This is a genomic window from Actinocorallia sp. A-T 12471 (assembly GCF_033875155.1).
In the GTDB taxonomy this organism is placed as follows: domain Bacteria; phylum Actinomycetota; class Actinomycetes; order Streptosporangiales; family Streptosporangiaceae; genus Actinocorallia.
The window spans coordinates 515,654-532,033 of sequence record NZ_JAWZTE010000004.1 but is presented as its reverse complement, the minus strand read 5'-3'; the positions used below and the strand labels follow the sequence as shown (position 1 = coordinate 532,033).

The following is a 16,380-nucleotide window of genomic DNA, read 5'->3' as shown; positions in this document are numbered from 1 at the left end:
GGGGGACGTCCCGGGCGCGGCCAACGAACGAGAGCTGGAGGCAGCGTGCGCGTCGGAGTGATGATCGGGCCTGAGCGCGGGGACTCGGCGCGCAAGGTCGGCCGGATGATCGACGACATCAGGTGGGCCGAGGCCGCGGGCATGGACACCGCCTGGATTCCGCAGGTACCGACTGATTTCGACGCGCTCATCGCGGTCGCCCTGATGGCCGTCGCGACCGAGCGGATCGAGCTGGGCACCGCCGTCGTGCCGCTCCAGGCGCAGCACCCGATCGCGCTGGCCAGGCAGGCGATGTCGGCGCAGGCCGCCGCGCACGGACGGCTCGCGCTCGGCGTCGGGCCGTCGCACCACTGGATCGTCGGGGACATGCTCGGCCTGCCCTACGCCAAGCCCGCCGCGCTCACCCGCGACTACCTCGAGGTGCTGAACGCGGCGTTCGCCGGGCCTGGCCCGGTCGACGTCGAGAACGCGCACTTCACCGTGCACAACCCGCTCGACGTCGCGCCGATCGCGCCGCTGCCGGTGCTCGTCGCGGCGCTCGGGCCGGTGATGCTGCGGATCGCCGGCGAGAACGCCGACGGGACCGTGCTGTGGATGGCCGACGAGCGCGCGATCGGCGAGCACATCGCGCCGAAGATCACCAAGGCGGCGGAGGGAGCGGGGCGTCCCGCGCCACGGATCGTCGCGGGCGTGCCGGTCTGCCTGTGCGCGCCGTCGGAGGTCGACGCCGCGCGCGAGCGTGCCAACCGGATCCTCGGCGAGGCCGAGATCTCGCCGAACTACCAGCGGCTCCTGGAGAACGGCGACGCCCGCGACGTCGGCGACCTGTGCGCGGCCGGCGACGAGGAGGCCATCCTGACGCGGCTGCGCGCCTTCGCCGACGCGGGCGCGACCGACATCTCCGTCAGACTCCTGCCGATCGGGTCGAACCGTGACGAACTCATCGCGTCCAAGCGCCGGACCCGTGAGGTGATCGCCGAGCTCGCCAAGGAACTCCGGTGAGCGGCGGTCCGCTTGCGGGCATCCGCGTCCTGGAGGTCGGGCACATGCTCGCCGGGCCCTACGCGACGATGATGCTCGCCGACCTCGGGGCCGAGGTGACGAAGATCGAGCCTCCGACGGGGGACATCTCGCGTCAGGTGTCCGACTCGTACTTCGCGAGCCTCAACCGGGGTAAGCGAAGTGTGTGCCTTGACCTGACTTCGGTTGAGGGCAAGGCGGCGCTGGGGGAGATGGTTCGTGACGCGCACGCGCTGCTCGTCAACATGAAGCCGTCCGCGATCCACAGGCTCGGGCTCACCTACGAGGCGTTGCGGGAGTACAACGAGAAGATCGTCTGTGTGGCCCTTACGGGGTTCGGTCTGCACGCGGGAGACGATCCGGCGTTCGACTACATCGTGCAGGCCGCGACGGGCGTCGCGTCCCTCACCGGGGACCCCGACGGCCCGCCTACGCTGCCCGGCTACTCCTCGGCCGACAACTCCTCGGGCCTGACGGCCGCGCTCGGCCTCCTCGCCCAGATCGTCTCGGGGCGCGGCGGCCAGGTGGAGGTCAACCTCCGCGACGTCATGCTGTCCCAGCTCAACTACCGCGCCGCCGCCTACCTCAACGACGGCGTGGAGCCCCGCCGCCACCCCAACGGCGCACATTCCTTCTACGTCCCGGCCCAGCTTTTTCCGACGGCGTCGGGGTGGCTTGCCCTGTTCATCACCCATGACCGTTTTTGGAAGTCCTTCGCCGCAGAGGCGGGCATAGACGGGTTCCCGACGATGTCGGAACGTGCCGCGAAACGGGACGAGGTCCTCGCCCTCGTCACCGAGGCCCTTAAGGCGGACACAGCGGACTCCTGGGAATCCCGGCTCCGTCCGCTGGGCGTCCCCGTCGCGGCCGTCCGCACCCTGCCAGAAGCACTCGAAGCTCATCCCGAGATGGTCGTGAGCGCGGGCGGCCACCGCCTGGTCGGCCCCTCGATCCGGGTCGCGGGCTTCGATCCCTTTTACGGGCCGCCGCCCCGGCTGGGCGAGCACGACCCCGGCTGATCGGGTTTTGTCAGAGGCGGTCGGTAGTGTGCGGAGCACCCTGACGGCCGGTCAGAGCACCCTGCGAAGGGCTCCGCGGCGAAAGGGGGTGGGCGTAGCTCCCGGATGCGTCCCGGAGCCGAGAGTCCGGTGCCCACCCCCTCCGCCGCCGTCAGGGCGCGAGGGCGGGACGTTGGTGGAGGGAGCCGGTCGGGTCGAGTTCGAGGACTGTGTCGATGGAGAGGCGGTTGAGGAACATGTAGTCGTGGCTGATGATGAGGAGTGCCCCGCGGTAGAGGGCGAGGGCTTCGGTGAGCTGCTCGACGCTGGCGACGTCGAGGTTGTTGGTGGGTTCGTCGAGGATCAGCAGCTGGGCGGGCGGTTCGGCGAGCAGCAGCTTGGCCAGGGCCACGCGGAAGCGTTCGCCGCCTGAGAGCGTGGCGACGGGCCGGTCTACGGCGCTGCCGCGCAGCAGCAGGCGGGCGAGCTGGTTGCGGATCGTCCCCGGCGGCGTGCCGGGCGCGACGGCCTGCACGTTCTCCAGGGCGCTGGCGTCCTCGGTGAGGCCGTCGAGGCGCTGGGGCAGGTAGCCGACGCGGTCGGTCAGCAGCGTGCCGTGCGCCCGGCTGGGTGTCGGCGCGCCGCCGCGCAGGAGCTGTTCGACAAGCGTCGACTTCCCCGCGCCGTTCGGGCCGACGAGCGCGACACGCTCCGGCCCCTGGACGACGACGGTTCGGTCCCCGCTGTGGAACTCCGCGAGGCGGCGGCCGCGCGGCACGTCGGGGTCGGGCAGCACAAGGCTGATGTGCTCGTCCTCGCGGACGCGCGCGTCGGCGGCGTCCACGGCGGCCTGGGCCGACTTGACCTTGTCGTCGAGCGTGGTGCGCAGGGAGCCCGCCGACACCTGTGCCTTGTTCGCCCGCTTCCCGGCGATGATCTTCGGGATGCCGCCGCTCTTCTGGGTCTTCTTCGCGGTGCGTTCCCGGTGGGCGAGCTTGGTCTCGGCCTCGACCCGCTGCCGCTTCTCGACCTTGAGCGCCTGCTGCGCGGAGCGCGCGGCCTGGACGGCGGCCGCCTGCTCCTGCTCCCGGTGCTCCTTCCAGGCGCTGTAGGGCCCGCCGAAGGTCTCCAGCGTGCCCGCGTGCAGCTCGGCGGTGTTGTCCATGTGCTCGAGCAGTTCGAGGTCGTGGCTGACGACGACGAGCGTGCCCGGCCAGGAGTCCACGAACTCGGCGAGCCGTGCCCTGGTCGGCCGGTCGAGGTTGTTGGTGGGTTCGTCGAGCAGCGTGATCGGGGTGCGCCGGACGCGCAGGCCGGTGACGGCGATGAGCATCGCCTCACCACCGGACACCTCCGCGACGCTGCGGTCGAGATCCGCCGCCGAGAAGCCGATCTGGTGCAGCGCCTCGTCCGCGCGCGCCTCGATGTCCCAGTCGTCGCCGACGGCGTCGAAATGCCGCTCGGCGACGTCCCCCGCCTCGATCGCCCGGATCGCCGCGAGGATCTCCGCGACGCCGAGCAGCTCGGCGATCGTCGTCCCCTGGTCGAGCGTGAGCGTCTGTGGCAGATAACCGACCTCACCGACCGTGTCGATCTGCCCCGCCGTCGGTTTCAGGATCCCGGCGACCAACCGCAGCAGCGTCGACTTCCCCGCCCCGTTCCTCCCGACAAGCCCGGTACGCCCGGTGGGAAACGCCCCGTCGACCCCGGACAGCGCGACCGCGCCGTCCGGCCACTCGAACGTCACATCCCGCAGAACAATCGCTGACTTCATGGACATCTGAAGTTCTCTTCTCCCCCGCCCCGCACACGGAACGGGCATAACGGCCATGCGCCAACGCGTCGACACCGTCAGAAGAAGATCGACGCCACGCGCCCACGAACACGACCCGAGCCGGAATCAGTGCTGATATGGACCTACCGGCAAATCCCCCACGAGAAGGGTCAACGCCCCAACGGGCGGACCATCAGGCCCCGCAGAAAGAGAACAGGCGTCACCCAGGGAGCCCCGCTCCCTCAGCTCATGACGCCACCGGCGATCCGGCGGCTAGCCTCTGTCGACCTCGATCTCCATAACCCGCAGCATACCAACCCACCCCACCCCCCCACCACGCCAACACCACGACCCCTGTCCATCGGACTTCGAGCGCGTCTACAGGCGTTCCATCCGGCGCGAAGCACACGATGCCGTCGTCGGGGTGATCAGCCAAGAATTTCTCGGCCGCCTCGACCTTCTCTTCCTTGGTAGGGCCAGGACCCTGCGGCGTAGGCCCCACGACGGGCTCAGCGTCGCGACCCGCTCCCGCGGCCCTGACGGGGACGGACTCCGTCGAGTTCGTGCGGGGGTCCGCCGCCCATGCGACGGCGACCCCGCTGATGACGACGGCGGCAACGGCCCCGGTATATCCCCACCGCGTTGGCCACCTCGCTAAAGCCATCCGCGTCCTCGAACCTTACGAGGCCGCCGCGCGCTAAAAACGTTCAATCCGGGCCGTGTTCATGTTCGTAGTGAACGGTTAGTCCCAGGTGACTGTGATGTTGGGGGTGGTGGGGATGGCTTGGCAGGTGAGGGTGTAGCCTTCGGCGACTTCGTCGGGGGTCAGGGCGTCGTTGACGCGCATGGTGGCGGAGCCGTGGGTGATGTGGGCTATGCAGGTGGCGCAGTTGCCGGCTTCGCAGGAGAAGGGTGGGGTGAGGCCGGCGCGGCGGGCGCTTTGGAGGAGGGTTTCGCCGGTTTTGTGGGGGACTGAGGCTTTTTTACGGCCTAGGTGGATGGTTATGGTGCCTGCTTGTTCGGGGGCGGGGGCGGGGGTGTCGGTGGGGGTGGGGAGGGGGGTGGTTGTGCCGAAGCGTTCTATGAAGAGCTTGCCTGGGCCGGGGAGGGTGGATTCGACGAGGTCCATGAAGGGGGTGGGGCCGCAGATGTAGGCGTCGGCGGCGGTGTCGGGGCCGATGAAGGACTTGATGGCGGATGGGGTGAGGAAGCCGCCGTCGGTGTCGAGGTGGCGGGTGTAGGTGAAGCGGTCGGGGTAGCGGGCGGCCAGGGCGGTGAGGGTGGCGGAGAAGAGGGCGGAGTCGGGGTCGCGGTCGGCGCACAGGAGGCGGACCGTACGTGACGTGGAAGCCAGGGCGCTCTTGGCGAGCGAAAGGATCGGCGTTATCCCGCTTCCGCCGGAGAAGCCCAGGAGCGGCGCGTCGGTATCGCGCAGGCAGAACACGCCGAACGGGCGGGTCAGCTCGACCTCGTCGCCCTCGGCGAGGTTGTCGATGAGCCAGTTCGAGACCCTGCCGCCGGGCACCCGCTTGACGGTCGTCATCAGCTCTGCGTCGGTCTCCGGCGCGCTCGACATCGAGTAGGAGCGCAGCAGTTCCTCCCCGTCGACGCGCACGCGGAAGGTGCAGAACTGCCCGGCGCGGTAGGTGAACGGGCCCCCGTCCGGCGTGAGCGTGAACGTCGAGGCGTCGGCGGTCTCGCGGACGACCCGGGTCACCCGCGCGCGCTGGAACAGAGGGGGCCTCGGCATTGACGTTCTCCTTCTGGTATGAAAGTTCTAGCTAAGCGAGAATACTATTCTCGCGACAGAGATGGGAGGCTTCCAATGGCGTCGAGCAACCTGCCCCGCCGCGCCGGGGGAGGCGCGGCGACGGTGGACGCGGCATGAGCGCCGCCCTCGTCTTCGAGGACCTGGAGTACTCCGCGGCCCGCCTCGAGGAACTCGCCGACGGCCTCGCCGCCGCACTTGCCGCGCGCGGCGTGACGCCCGGGCAGCGGGTCGCGCTCATGTCGGCCAACCGGCCCGAGTTCGTCGTCGCGGTGAAGGCGATCTGGCGGCTCGGCGCGGCGGTCGTGCTGTTCAGCCCGGCGTGGAAGCGCGCCGAGGTCGACCACGCCCTCGCCGTCACAAGGCCCGACCATGCGGTCGGCGACCATCCGGTGCTCGCCGAGGCGATGCCCATGCTGCACCTGGACGACCCCGTACCGCCCGGCACAGGGCACTTCCCCGGGACGGACCCCAAGGCGGACGCCGTACTCGTCTTCAGCTCCGGGACCACGGGTCTGCCCAAGGCGGTCCGGCATACGCACGCCTCGTTCGGCGCGGCCGTCGCACACTGGCGTGACGCGCTCGGCCTCACCGCCGACGACCGCATCCAGGTCACAACGCCGCCGTCGCACATCCTCGGCCTGCTCAACATCGTGACCGCGTTGGAGACCGGCGCGTGGACAAGGCTGCACCGCCGCTTCGACCTCACCGCGATGCTCCGCGCGATCCAGGACGACCGCGTCACGATCGAGATGGCCGTCGCGCCCATCGCGCTCGCCCTCGCCGCCCACCCCGACCTTGAGTCCTACGACCTGTCGTCGCTGCGTTACATCATGTGGGGCGCGACCCCGGTGACCCAGAGCGTCGCGCGTGAGGTGACCCGGCGCACCGGCGTAGGGTTCCTGCCCGCTTACGGGGCGAGTGAGATCCCCGTCATCGCGTGCAATCCGCTCGTCGGCGGCCGTCTCGACAGCGCCGGACGCGCGGTGCCCGGGGTTGAGGTGCGGGTCGTCGACCTCCTGACGGGCGAGCCGGTGAAGCCCGGCGAATCGGGCGAGATCCAGGTGCGCGCCGAGTCCGTCATGGCCGGATACCTCCCGGAAGATGCCACGGCCGGCTCCCTCGTGGACGGCTGGTACCGCACCGGCGACGTCGGCAGCGTCGACACGCACGGCTGGATCCGTCTCACCGACCGCTCCAAGGAGATGATCAAGGTGCGGGGCTTCCAGGTCGCGCCCGCCGAGGTCGAGGCGGTGCTGCACGGGCACCCGGCCGTCGCGGACTGCGCGGTGTTCGGCGAGCCCGACCCCGCCGACGGCGAGGCGATCGTCGCCGCAGTCACCGCGACCGCCCCCGTGGACCCCGCCGAGCTGATCGACCTCGTCGGGTCGAGCCTGGCCTCCTACAAGCGGCCGAGCCGGGTCGTGCTCGTCCCCGAGATCCCCCGCCTGCCCTCCGGCAAGGTGCTGCGCCGCGTGCTGAAGGAGACCCATGGACGCAAGGCTTAGCGACGAGCAGGCCGAGCTGCGCGCCGCAGCCGCACGCCTGGCCGACGACCTCGGCCCGGGCTCCGTCCTCGACCTCGAGGACGCCGACCGCGTCGCCCGCCTGGAGAAGGCAGTCGCGACGACCGAGTGGCGCGCCCTGCGCACGGACGGCGCCTCCGGCGTCGAGGTCGCGATCGTCGCCGAGGAGTTCGGGCGCGGCCTCGTGGACGTCCCGTTCCTCGGCCCTGCCCTCGCCGACGACCTCCTAAGACAAGCCGGCGTAGAGCGCGCGGGCCTGTGGACCGTCGCCGTCGCCGCGTCCGCGATCGACGCGCGCGGCGCGCAAAGGGTCGTCTCCCTGCACGGAACCCGGCTTCTCGCCGGAAGAGTAGGCGCTCTCACACCCGGCGCTGACCTCACCCGCAGGGACGCCGAAGTCGTCGGCCCGCTGGAGCAGCTCGCCGACCTCCCCGCCGACGCCCTAGCGCGCTGGCAGGCCCTCGCCCTCGTCGCCACGACCGCCGACCTCGTAGGCGCGGCTCGCGGCGCGCAGGCGCTCGCTGTCGAGTACGCGAAGGTCCGCGAGCAGTACGGCAAGGCCATCGGCGCCTACCAGGCAGTCGCGCACCTGCTCGCCGAGTCCCTGGCGCTCATCGAGGGCTCGGTGAGCGTCCTGCGGCACGCGGCCTGGGCCGTCGACGCGCTCGACCCCGCCGAGGCCGTCAACGCCGCGCGGGTCGCCAAGGTCTACTGCGCGCGCGCCGCGCGGACCGTCGCGGAGACCGCGATCCAGGTGCACGGCGGCATCGGCAACACCTGGGAGTGCCTGGCCCACGTGCACCTGCGCCGCGCGCTCGCCTCAACCCACCTGTTCCCCGTCGGCCTTGAGGAGATCGACCTTGGACTTCTGTGACTCGCCACAGGAGGCGGCCTTCCGCGCGGAACTGCGCGACTGGCTCGCCGCCAACGCGAAGAAGCACGCCGTCACGGGCGACGACTACTGGCGTAAGGCGGGGGAGTGGCACCGCGCGCTGTACGGGGCGGGGTTCTTCGGCGTCACCTGGCCGAAGGAGTACGGCGGACGTGATCTGCCGCCCGTCTACGACGTCATCCTGGACGAGGAGCTTGCGCTCGCCGGAGCGCCCGCAAGGCCGAGCCTCGGATACCTCGTGCACGGCCTCGGCAGGCACGGCGGCCGGGAACTCGCCCGCCGCTTCCTGCCCGGCATGATCGACGGCACGCAGCGCTGGTGCCAGGGCTTCTCCGAGCCGGGCGCGGGCTCCGACCTGGCCTCCCTGACGACCACGGCGGTCCGCGACGGCGACGAGTACGTCGTCCACGGCCACAAGATCTGGACCAGCTACTCCGACGTCGCCGACTGGTGCCTCCTGCTCGCCCGCACCGACCCCGACGCGCCACGGCACAGGGGCATCTCGGCGTTCATCGTGTCCATGCACCAGCCGGGGATCGAGCAGCGCCCGCTGAAGATGATCAACGGGGTGACGACGGAGTTCGGCCAGGTCCTCTTCGACGGCGCACGGGTCCCCGCCGACCAGATGGTCGGCGCGCCCGGCGAAGGCTGGGCGCTCGCCATGACCGTCGTCGGGCACGAGCGCGAGCCGTCGACCCTCGGGTTCGCCGCGCGCTACGGCAAGCTCGTCAGACAGATGGCCGCCCAGACGACGGGACGGGTCCCCGAAGACCTCGCGTGGGCCGCCGTACAGGCCGAGATGCTTCGCCTCCATGTCAGACGACGGCTGTCGGAGCAGCTCGACGGGGTCGTCCACGGCTCCGACGGGTCACTCGACAAGCTGCTGATGACCTGGGTCGAGCAGTCAGTCGGCCACGCCGCCCTCGCCGTCGGGGGAGTGCGGGACCCCGAACTCCTGTCGGCCTACCTGTACAGCCGCGCCCAGAGCGTCATGGGCGGCACGTCGCAGATCCAGAAGAACATCGTCGCCGCGCGCATCCTCGGACTTGGAGCCTGACATGTACGACATTCCCGAGGAGATCCAGGTAAGGGCCGACGGTCCGCTGCGCTTCATCACCCTCAACCGGCCGGACGCGCTCAACGCCGTCAACGACGCCCTGCACACCGGCCTGGCGAAGCTGTGGCCGCAGCTCGCGGACGACCGCGACGCCCGCGCCGCGGTCCTCACCGGGGCCGGACGCGCGTTCTCGGCGGGCGGCGACTTCGCCTACCTCGCCGAACTCAAGGACGACGCCGACCTGCGCGCGAAGACCATCGCGCACGGCCGTGAGATCGTCCTCGGGATGGCCCGCTGCCGGGTCCCCGTCGTCACCGCGGTCAACGGCCCCGCCGTGGGGCTCGGATGCAGCCTCGTGGCGCTCAGCGACATCGTGTACATGGACCCGTCGGCCTATCTTGCGGACCCGCACGTCCAGGTCGGACTCGTCGCCGCCGACGGCGGACCCCTCACCTGGCCCCTGCACACGAGCCTTCTGCACGCCAAGGAGTACGCGCTTACGGGAGCCCGTATATCCGCCGACAGGGCGGTCGCCATGGGGCTGGCCAACCATGTCGCGGGCGACGCGCTCAAGGAGGCGACTTCTACGGCCGAGCGTATTGCGACGCTGCCTAGGCAGGCTGTGGAGTCCACCAAGCGGCTGCTGAACCTTCACCTTGAGCGGGCCGTCCTGAACACCCTCGACTACGCGATGACGGCCGAGGAGCAGTCCTTCCAGACCGACGACTTCGCCGCCATCGTCACCCGCCTCACCGCGAAGAAGGACTGACCCAGAGACCCGTCGGGGGTCCGGACGCGCCGAGCCGCGGCCCCCGACGGCCGCCCACGGGGCGGCACAGACCCGCCGGGGCCTCGGACGCGCCGACCCGGGGCTCCGGCGCTGAACGGGTCCCTCGCGGGCGCGCCGCGGGGGACCCCATGCGCTACTTGGGCGGGAAGCGGAGCGCGCCGTCGAGGCGGATGACCTCGCCGTTGAGGTAGTCGTTCTCCAGCAGGTGCTGGACGAGCGCGCCGTACTCGGGGGCCTGTCCCATCCGGCGAGGGTGCGGCACCTGCGGGCCCCAGTAAGCCTCCAACTTGTCTCCCGCCTTGCCGTACGCGGGGGTGAGGAACGTGCCGGGCGCGATCGTCACCACCCGGATGCCCAGCGGGGACAGGTCACGGGCCGCCACGAGCGTCATGCTGACGACGCCGCCCTTGGCCGCCGCGTAGGGGAGCTGTCCTATCTGGCCCTCGTACGCGGCGATAGAAGCCGTGTTGACGATGACGCCGCGCGAGCCGTCGATAGGTTCCTGCTTGCCTAGCGCGGCCGCGGACAGGCGCATGACGTTGAAGACGGCGGTCAGGTAGAACTCGAGGGTACGGCGGAACCCGTCGAGGTCGAGGGGTTCGCCGTCCTTGCCGATGAGCCTTCCGCCCGAGGCCGGGCCGCCGTGGGCGTCGACGGAGAACCGGAACGGGGCGAGCGCCTGCGCCTCGGCGATCGCTGCCTTGACGTCGTCCTCCGACGTCGCGTCCGTCCTGACATATCGGACGCCGAGTTCGGCTTCGAGCGCCTTGCCCTTGTCGTCGGCGAGGTCGGCCACGACGACCTCGGCCCCGGCCGCCCGGAGCCTGCGCACCGTCGCCTCGCCGAGCCCGCCCGCGCCGCCCACGACAAGCGCCGAGCTTCCCGCGATCTCCATGTTCCCTCCTCGCGTAAGTAACACTCTACTGAAGCGAGAGTAACGTTCTCATGAGGGCAGGGGACGGGACAAGGCGATTGGGTGGGCGAGGGTCAGGAGCGGCGGGCCAGGGACGCGATGCTCATGCCGAGCAGGCCGAGGGCGAGCGCGAGAAGACCGAAGGTGATCCCGGTGCCCGCGGGCTCCCCCGTCGGCGTGATCCACGGAAGCGCGAGCCAGGCGACGATCAGGGCACTGCCGAGGAAACCAGCCCATTCGCGAAACGTCATGACGCATCCCTGGGAGTAGAGGGCCGACCGCGCTGCGTGCGGTCAAGCATCGCAGGAAGGACGGCCCACGTCGATGGGTTGGCGCACGTTGGGCCCCCGGAACTCCAGGTCACGCCCGTGGTGCCGCGCTCAGCGCGGTGTGCAGGGCGGCGAGCGTCCACGACCACGACGACGCCGTCGGACGCGGCGTGTGGCTGAACGCGCCGGTGAGTTCCAGGGCGATGTAGCCGTGGATCGCGGCGCCGAGAAAACGGATCGCGTCGGTCTGAGCGGGTTCGGGAAGATCGTACCCGCGCAGGAGCGCGCGCGTCAGCTGCGAGTGCCGGGGTGCGGCGCTGGCCAGGGCGGTCTCCAGGTCGAGGTCGAACCTGGTCGCCGCATACCGGCCGGGGTGGGCGTGGGCGTAGTCGCGGTAGGCGTCGGCGAAGGCGGTCAGCGCGTCGCGGCCGGAGCGGCCCGCGATCGCCTCGGCGGCTTTGTCGGCGAGTTCGTCGAGCGCGAGAAGGGCGACGCGGACCTTCAGTTCGTGCGCGTTGCCGATATGCGCGTAAAGGCTTGGGTCCTTGACGCCGAGTCTGCGCGCGACCGCCGAGACCGTCAGGCGGTCGAAGCCGATCTCGTCGGCGACGTCGGCTGCCGCCCTGGTCAGGACGGGAAGGGTGATGCCCGCACGGGCCATGCGACCTCCGGAGACTAGGAATTTTAATGTTTTGCCTAATCATATTAGGCGAGCTAGCCTCGCGTCACATGAGACCTCTGACCGACCCCGAGATCCGCGCCGCGTTCGTCAACTGCTCCAAGGGCGAGGCCAAGCGGATGGACGTGCCAAGGGACCTCGCCGAACTGCCCTGGGACGACCTCGACTTCCTCGGCTGGCGAGATCCCGGCGCGCCCGACCGCGGCTACATCGTCACCGAACAGGACGACGGCCTTGTGGGCGTCGCCTTGCGCGCCGCGCCGTCGACCGCCCGGGGCTACACCACGCGCGGCATGTGCTCGGTCTGCCTGACCGTCCACTCGAGCGGCGGCGTCTCGCTCATGACCGCCAAGCGGACGGGTGAGGCGGGCCGCCTGGGCAACACCGTCGGCCTCTACCTGTGCGCCGACCTCGCCTGCCCGCTCTACCTGCGCGGCAAGCGCAAGACCCGCGCCGCCAAGGGCCTGGACGAGACCCTGACCCTTGAGGAGAAGATCGTCCGCGCCGAGACCAACCTCACCGCGTTCCTCGCCAAGGTCACCGCCTGAGAAAGCGGTACAGACACGACAATCCGGCATGGGCGGCGGATAGCGTGCCGGTCATGATGCGCAGATGGGGTTTGTCGCTGGGACTGCTGACGCTCGCGCTGCTGATCGGCGGCGTGCGGCTGGCGCAAGGCGACCGGGGTGAGGCCGTCGTCTGGCTAGTGGTCTATGGGCTTCTCGCGGCGTTGGTGTCGCCGCTGGCGTTTCCGCGCGGTGCCGGAGCCGCGGAGGCACGGCGGCGGAGCGCGGAGGACGGGCGACCGATCGTGTACTGGCGTCCAGGCTGCCGCTACTGCATGATGCTCCGGCTGCGCCTCCTCGGCGTCGCCGGACGCGCCCACTGGGTGGACATCTGGCGCGACCCCGACGGCGCGGCCGCCGTCCGCGCCGTCGCAGGAGGCAACGAGACGGTCCCGACCGTCGTCCTGGCCGACGGCGAGGCCCACATCAACCCCTCCCCCGCGTGGCTCCGCGCCCGACTCCGCTGAGACCCCGACTCGCCACCGTGGATTGGGGTTTGCTGCCCTTGCGAGGGCAGCTCTTAGTTTGAGAGAATCTGGTTCTCATGAACCTATCGATGATTCTCGAGATGGCGGCGGCGGCCGGGGGGCGGGTCGCGCTGACGGCGGGCGGTCGGTCGCTCACGGCGGCGGGACTGCTGGAGCTGGCCGGGAAGGCCGCGGAGAAGTTCCGGGCCTATCCGGCCGTGCTCTATCTGGGGGCCAATGATCTCGCCTACCCGGTGGCGCTGTTCGGGGCGGCGCGGGCGGGGGTGCCGTTCGTGCCGCTCAACTACCGGCTGAGTGAGCGGCAGACCGCGGCGCTGGTCGAGCGGCATCAGGGGGCGCTGGTGCTGCGGCCCGAGGATCTCGGGTCCTTCATCGCGGAGCTCGATGACGCGCCGGTGGCCGAGGCCGTCGAGACGCCGTCGGACCCTGACGCCGTCGCCGTCGTGCTGTACACGAGCGGGACCACGGCCGCGCCCAAGGCCGCGCTGCTGCGGCATCGGCATCTGCTCGCGTATGTGCTCAACACGTTGGAGTTCGGCGCGGCGGGGGAGGACGAGGCGGCGCTCGTGGCGGTGCCGCCGTACCACATCGCGGGGTTGGCGAACCTGCTGTCGAACCTTTACACGGGACGGCGCGTGGTCTACCTGCCCGCGTTCGACGCGGACACGTGGCTGGAGACCGTGCGGCGCGAGGGCGTCACGCACGCGCTCGTCGTGCCGACGATGCTCGCCAGGATCGTCGCGGCAGTCGAAGGCGACGACGCGGGCACGCCCACCTTGCGCAACCTCGCTTACGGGGGTGCACGGACGCCGCGCCCTGTGCTGGAAAGGGCCCTTGAGGTCTTCCCCGGGACCGGGTTCGTCAACGCCTACGGGCTCACCGAGACCGCGTCGTCCATCGCGGTGCTCGGGCCCAACGACCACCGCAAGGCGCTCGCGTCCGACGACCCCGCGATCCGCGCAAGGCTCGGCTCGGTGGGCCGCGCGGTGCCCGGCGTCGAGTTCCAGGTCCGCGACGAATCCGGCAACCCGCTCAAGCCCGGCGAAACCGGCCTTGTGTTCGCGCGCGGAGAGCAGGTGTCCGGCGAGTACGGCGGCCACAGCGCGCTGGACGCCGAAGGCTGGTTCCCCACCCGCGACCGGGGCCGCCTCGACGCCGACGGCTACCTCTTCATCGAGGGCCGCGCCGACGACACCATCATCCGGGGCGGCGAGAACGTCGCGCCCGCCGAGATCGAGGACGTCATCCTCACCCACCCCGGCATCACCGAGGCCGCGGTGATCGGCGTCGCCGACCCCGAGTGGGGGCAGCGGATCGTCGCGGTCGTGGTCGGGGAGGCCGATCCGCAGGAGATCAGGGCGTGGGTGCGCGAGCGGCTGCGCTCGTCCAAGACCCCCGACGCCGTCGTGTTCCGCGACGCGCTGCCCAAGACCGACACCGGAAAGCTGCTACGCCGCACCCTCGTGGCGGAACTGGAGAGCTCCCATGCCTGAAGCCGTGATCGTCGAGGCGCTGCGCACTCCCGTCGCGACCTCGTTCAAGGGCTCGCTGCGCGACGTCGACGCGTTCGCGCTCGCCGACCGGATCGTCGGGGCCGCCGCCGCGAAGCTCGACCCGGCGGCGGTGGACGACGTCATCCTCGGCGAGGGACTGTACGGCGGCGGCGTCGTCGCACGGCACGCCGCGGTGACGGCCGGGCTCACCAACGTGCCGGGCCTCGCGCTGAACCGGCACTGCGCGGCCGGTCTGTCGTCGGTGCAGATGGCCGCCGCGAGCATCCGCGCCGGAATGGACGAGCTCATCATCGCGGGCGGCGTGAACAGCATGTCGACCGCGCCGCGCGGCTACCGCGTGGTGGGGGAGGAGCGGGTCGACTGGAACTCCCCGACCCACCCCGACCGCCCGGACGCCCCCAACCGCGACATGTCGATCACCGTGGGGTGGAACGCCGCCCAGCGCGCCGGGGTGACCCGCGAGGAGATGGACGCGTGGGCGCTGCGCTCGCACCGCAACGCGCTCCGCGCGATAGACGAGGGACGCTTCGCCGACGAGGTCGTCCCGGTGGAGACCCCGCGCGGCCTCTTCGAGGTGGACGAGCACCCGCGCCGCGACACGACGCTGGCGAAGCTCGCCTCGCTGAAGCCGCTGCACCCGGAGATCGAGGGGTTCAGCATCACCGCGGGCAACGCCTCGGGCGTCAACGACGCGGCCGCCGCGCTCGTCGTCGCGAGCGACAGGCTGGGTCTGCCCGCGCTGGCCACCGTGCGGGCGTGGGCGTCGGTCGGCGTCGACCCCGCCGAGACGGGCCTGGCCCCCGTGAAGGCGATCCCGAAGGCGCTCTCCCGCGCCGGGCTCACCCCCGGCGACGTCGACCTGTTCGAGATCAATGAGGCTTTCGCGGCGATGTGCGTGGCGACGATCGCGCTGCTCGGCCTCGACCCCGAGCGCGTCAACGTCAACGGCAGCGGGTGCGGCCTCGGCCACCCGGTCGCCGCGACGGGCTCGCGCATGCTCGTCACCCTCGTGCACGAACTGCGCCGCAGGGGCGGCGGTATCGGCGTCGCCGCGATGTGCGCGGGCGGCGGCATGGGCTCCGCCGCCGTCATCGAGGTCCACACCCCATGACCCACCCCACCCACCCCCAGAACCCCAACACCCCGCCCCCTCCCACGCCACCCACAGAGGGGGTGCGTGTAGGTGTCGGGCTTTGGGAGGGGGATCTGGGGGCGTTGTTCGCGGCGGCGTGTGGGGGATCGGTGCGGGCGGTGGGGAGGTTGTTGAGTCTTGTTGAGGGGGAGGCGCGTGATGCGGTGCTCGGGGTGTTGCCTGAGGGGGCGGCGCGGGCGCGTGTCGTCGGGGTTACCGGGCCGCCGGGAGCGGGGAAGTCGACGACGGTCGCTGCGCTTGTTGGGGCTTATCGGGGGCGTGGGCTGCGGGTGGCGGTGCTCGCGGTTGATCCGTCGTCGCCGTTCAGCGGTGGTGCGCTGCTCGGCGACCGGATCAGGATGGCCGAGCACACGACTGACCCCGGTGTGCTGATCAGGTCGGTCGCTGCGCGGGGGCACCTGGGAGGGCTCGCGGCGGCGGTGCCGGCCGCGGTGCGGGTGCTCGGGGCGCTCGGGTTCGATCTTGTGCTGCTGGAGACCGTAGGGGTCGGGCAGTCCGAGATCGAGATCGCCGCGGTCGCCGATCCAGCCGTCGTGGTGCTCGCGCCGGGCGCGGGCGACGCCGTTCAGGCCGCCAAGGCGGGGCTGCTGGAGGTGGCCGACCTTCTCGTGGTGAACAAGGCGGACCGCGACGGGGCCGACCAGACGGTCCGTGATCTGCACATCGAGACCGAGCTGCCGATCCTGAAGCTCGTCGCGTCACGCGGCGACGGGATCGCCGAGCTCGTCGCGGCCATCGAGGCGCACCACCGGGCCGAGACGCCCGAGCGGAGCGCGGCGCGCGCCCGCGCGCAGATCCTCTCCCTCGCCCAGACCCGCTTGCGCGCCCACCCCGACCTCTCCTGGCTCGCCGCCGCCGTCGCCGAAGGCGGCCTCGACCCCTACACGGCGGTAAAACTCCTCTTTCAGTCCGAGACCACCGCCTGACCCCGACCGCCGGACTGCCCCGCGCGGAGGCAAGTTCCCGAGGCGTC

At 71.3% G+C, this 16,380-nt stretch carries 16 protein-coding genes; 11 read left to right on the top strand and 5 right to left on the bottom strand.

All coding sequences use genetic code 11. The annotated features are described in order from the left end of the window. The first annotated feature begins 45 nt into the window (after positions 1 to 45). Together R9X44_RS14770 and R9X44_RS14765 are read left to right on the top strand one after the other, a co-directional pair. Positions 46 to 1,002 carry an LLM class F420-dependent oxidoreductase gene (locus tag R9X44_RS14770; RefSeq protein ID WP_319814704.1) on the top strand — a complete coding sequence of 319 codons (957 nt, stop codon included), beginning with the start codon at positions 46 to 48 and terminating at the stop codon, positions 1,000 to 1,002. Further along, on the top strand, positions 999 to 2,039 hold the full coding sequence (locus tag R9X44_RS14765; RefSeq protein ID WP_319814703.1) for a CoA transferase: 1,041 nt from the start codon (positions 999 to 1,001) through the stop codon (positions 2,037 to 2,039). The genes R9X44_RS14770 and R9X44_RS14765 overlap by 4 nt, the downstream gene beginning before the upstream one ends. A gap of 151 nt (positions 2,040 to 2,190) precedes the next feature. Here the strand turns inward: R9X44_RS14765 and R9X44_RS14760 are convergent, their stop codons facing one another. Together R9X44_RS14760 and R9X44_RS14755 are read right to left on the bottom strand one after the other, a co-directional pair. Next, complete coding sequence (locus R9X44_RS14760) at positions 2,191 to 3,798, bottom strand: ABC-F family ATP-binding cassette domain-containing protein (protein WP_413774946.1); 1,608 nt, start codon at positions 3,796 to 3,798, stop codon at positions 2,191 to 2,193. A 736-nt stretch (positions 3,799 to 4,534) separates the two neighbouring features. Next, a complete protein-coding gene (locus R9X44_RS14755; RefSeq protein ID WP_319814701.1) occupies positions 4,535 to 5,542 on the bottom strand; it encodes a ferredoxin--NADP reductase in 1,008 nt (335 codons plus the stop codon). A gap of 134 nt (positions 5,543 to 5,676) precedes the next feature. Here R9X44_RS14755 and R9X44_RS14750 point away from each other — a divergent pair, with 134 nt between their 5' ends. From R9X44_RS14750 to R9X44_RS14735, 4 genes are read left to right on the top strand one after another with little or no spacing between them, the layout of a single operon-like run. Then, complete coding sequence (locus R9X44_RS14750) at positions 5,677 to 7,068, top strand: class I adenylate-forming enzyme family protein (RefSeq protein WP_319814700.1); 1,392 nt, start codon at positions 5,677 to 5,679, stop codon at positions 7,066 to 7,068. Next, positions 7,052 to 7,960 carry an acyl-CoA dehydrogenase family protein gene (locus R9X44_RS14745; RefSeq protein ID WP_319814699.1) on the top strand — a complete coding sequence of 303 codons (909 nt, stop codon included), beginning with the start codon at positions 7,052 to 7,054 and terminating at the stop codon, positions 7,958 to 7,960. Before R9X44_RS14750 ends, R9X44_RS14745 begins: the two co-directional genes overlap by 17 nt. After that, positions 7,947 to 9,035: an acyl-CoA dehydrogenase family protein gene (locus tag R9X44_RS14740; RefSeq protein WP_319814698.1), complete on the top strand. Its 1,089-nt coding sequence runs from the start codon at positions 7,947 to 7,949 to the stop codon at positions 9,033 to 9,035. Before R9X44_RS14745 ends, R9X44_RS14740 begins: the two co-directional genes overlap by 14 nt. 1 nt (position 9,036) lies before the next feature. Then, a complete protein-coding gene (locus tag R9X44_RS14735) occupies positions 9,037 to 9,804 on the top strand; it encodes an enoyl-CoA hydratase/isomerase family protein (RefSeq protein ID WP_319814697.1) in 768 nt (255 codons plus the stop codon). A 154-nt stretch (positions 9,805 to 9,958) separates the two neighbouring features. On the opposite strand, the gene R9X44_RS14730 is transcribed toward R9X44_RS14735, so the two are convergent. From R9X44_RS14730 to R9X44_RS14720, 3 genes are all read right to left on the bottom strand, one after another. Then, complete coding sequence (locus R9X44_RS14730) at positions 9,959 to 10,720, bottom strand: SDR family NAD(P)-dependent oxidoreductase (RefSeq protein ID WP_319814696.1); 762 nt, start codon at positions 10,718 to 10,720, stop codon at positions 9,959 to 9,961. Positions 10,721 to 10,812: 92 nt separating this feature from the next. Continuing rightward, complete coding sequence (locus R9X44_RS14725; RefSeq protein ID WP_319814695.1) at positions 10,813 to 10,989, bottom strand: hypothetical protein; 177 nt, start codon at positions 10,987 to 10,989, stop codon at positions 10,813 to 10,815. 109 nt (positions 10,990 to 11,098) lie between these two features. Next, positions 11,099 to 11,668: a TetR/AcrR family transcriptional regulator gene (locus tag R9X44_RS14720; protein WP_319814694.1), complete on the bottom strand. Its 570-nt coding sequence runs from the start codon at positions 11,666 to 11,668 to the stop codon at positions 11,099 to 11,101. A gap of 68 nt (positions 11,669 to 11,736) precedes the next feature. Here R9X44_RS14720 and R9X44_RS14715 point away from each other — a divergent pair, with 68 nt between their 5' ends. From R9X44_RS14715 to meaB, 5 genes are all read left to right on the top strand, one after another. Further along, entirely contained in the window at positions 11,737 to 12,234 is a 498-nt protein-coding gene (locus tag R9X44_RS14715) for an FBP domain-containing protein (protein WP_319814693.1), read from the top strand. Positions 12,235 to 12,287: 53 nt separating this feature from the next. Next, complete coding sequence (locus tag R9X44_RS14710) at positions 12,288 to 12,719, top strand: glutaredoxin domain-containing protein (RefSeq protein ID WP_319814692.1); 432 nt, start codon at positions 12,288 to 12,290, stop codon at positions 12,717 to 12,719. Positions 12,720 to 12,796: 77 nt separating this feature from the next. Then, positions 12,797 to 14,233, top strand: coding sequence for a class I adenylate-forming enzyme family protein (locus R9X44_RS14705; protein WP_319814691.1), 1,437 nt, complete (start codon positions 12,797 to 12,799; stop codon positions 14,231 to 14,233). After that, positions 14,226 to 15,365: a thiolase family protein gene (locus R9X44_RS14700; RefSeq protein WP_319814690.1), complete on the top strand. Its 1,140-nt coding sequence runs from the start codon at positions 14,226 to 14,228 to the stop codon at positions 15,363 to 15,365. Before R9X44_RS14705 ends, R9X44_RS14700 begins: the two co-directional genes overlap by 8 nt. Then, positions 15,362 to 16,333 (top strand): methylmalonyl Co-A mutase-associated GTPase MeaB, encoded by a 972-nt coding sequence (gene meaB, locus R9X44_RS14695; RefSeq protein WP_319814689.1) that lies wholly within the window; start codon positions 15,362 to 15,364, stop codon positions 16,331 to 16,333. Before R9X44_RS14700 ends, meaB begins: the two co-directional genes overlap by 4 nt. The last annotated feature ends 47 nt before the right edge of the window (positions 16,334 to 16,380 follow it).

Excerpts from the sequence above, each read along its gene's own strand:
- R9X44_RS14730 (WP_319814696.1), bottom strand. The coding sequence starts at position 10,720 with ATGGAGATCGCGGGAAGCTCGGCGCTTGTCGTGGGCGGCGCGGGCGGG.
- R9X44_RS14700 (WP_319814690.1), top strand. The coding sequence starts at position 14,226 with ATGCCTGAAGCCGTGATCGTCGAGGCGCTGCGCACTCCCGTCGCGACC.
- R9X44_RS14705 (WP_319814691.1), top strand. The coding sequence starts at position 12,797 with ATGAACCTATCGATGATTCTCGAGATGGCGGCGGCGGCCGGGGGGCGG.
- R9X44_RS14710 (WP_319814692.1), top strand. The coding sequence starts at position 12,288 with ATGATGCGCAGATGGGGTTTGTCGCTGGGACTGCTGACGCTCGCGCTG.
- R9X44_RS14720 (WP_319814694.1), bottom strand. The coding sequence starts at position 11,668 with ATGGCCCGTGCGGGCATCACCCTTCCCGTCCTGACCAGGGCGGCAGCC.
- R9X44_RS14745 (WP_319814699.1), top strand. The coding sequence starts at position 7,052 with ATGGACGCAAGGCTTAGCGACGAGCAGGCCGAGCTGCGCGCCGCAGCC.
- R9X44_RS14725 (WP_319814695.1), bottom strand. The coding sequence starts at position 10,989 with ATGACGTTTCGCGAATGGGCTGGTTTCCTCGGCAGTGCCCTGATCGTC.
- meaB (WP_319814689.1), top strand. The coding sequence starts at position 15,362 with ATGACCCACCCCACCCACCCCCAGAACCCCAACACCCCGCCCCCTCCC.
- R9X44_RS14715 (WP_319814693.1), top strand. The coding sequence starts at position 11,737 with ATGAGACCTCTGACCGACCCCGAGATCCGCGCCGCGTTCGTCAACTGC.
- R9X44_RS14760 (WP_413774946.1), bottom strand. The coding sequence starts at position 3,798 with ATGTCCATGAAGTCAGCGATTGTTCTGCGGGATGTGACGTTCGAGTGG.
- R9X44_RS14755 (WP_319814701.1), bottom strand. The coding sequence starts at position 5,542 with ATGCCGAGGCCCCCTCTGTTCCAGCGCGCGCGGGTGACCCGGGTCGTC.
- R9X44_RS14750 (WP_319814700.1), top strand. The coding sequence starts at position 5,677 with ATGAGCGCCGCCCTCGTCTTCGAGGACCTGGAGTACTCCGCGGCCCGC.
- R9X44_RS14735 (WP_319814697.1), top strand. The coding sequence starts at position 9,037 with ATGTACGACATTCCCGAGGAGATCCAGGTAAGGGCCGACGGTCCGCTG.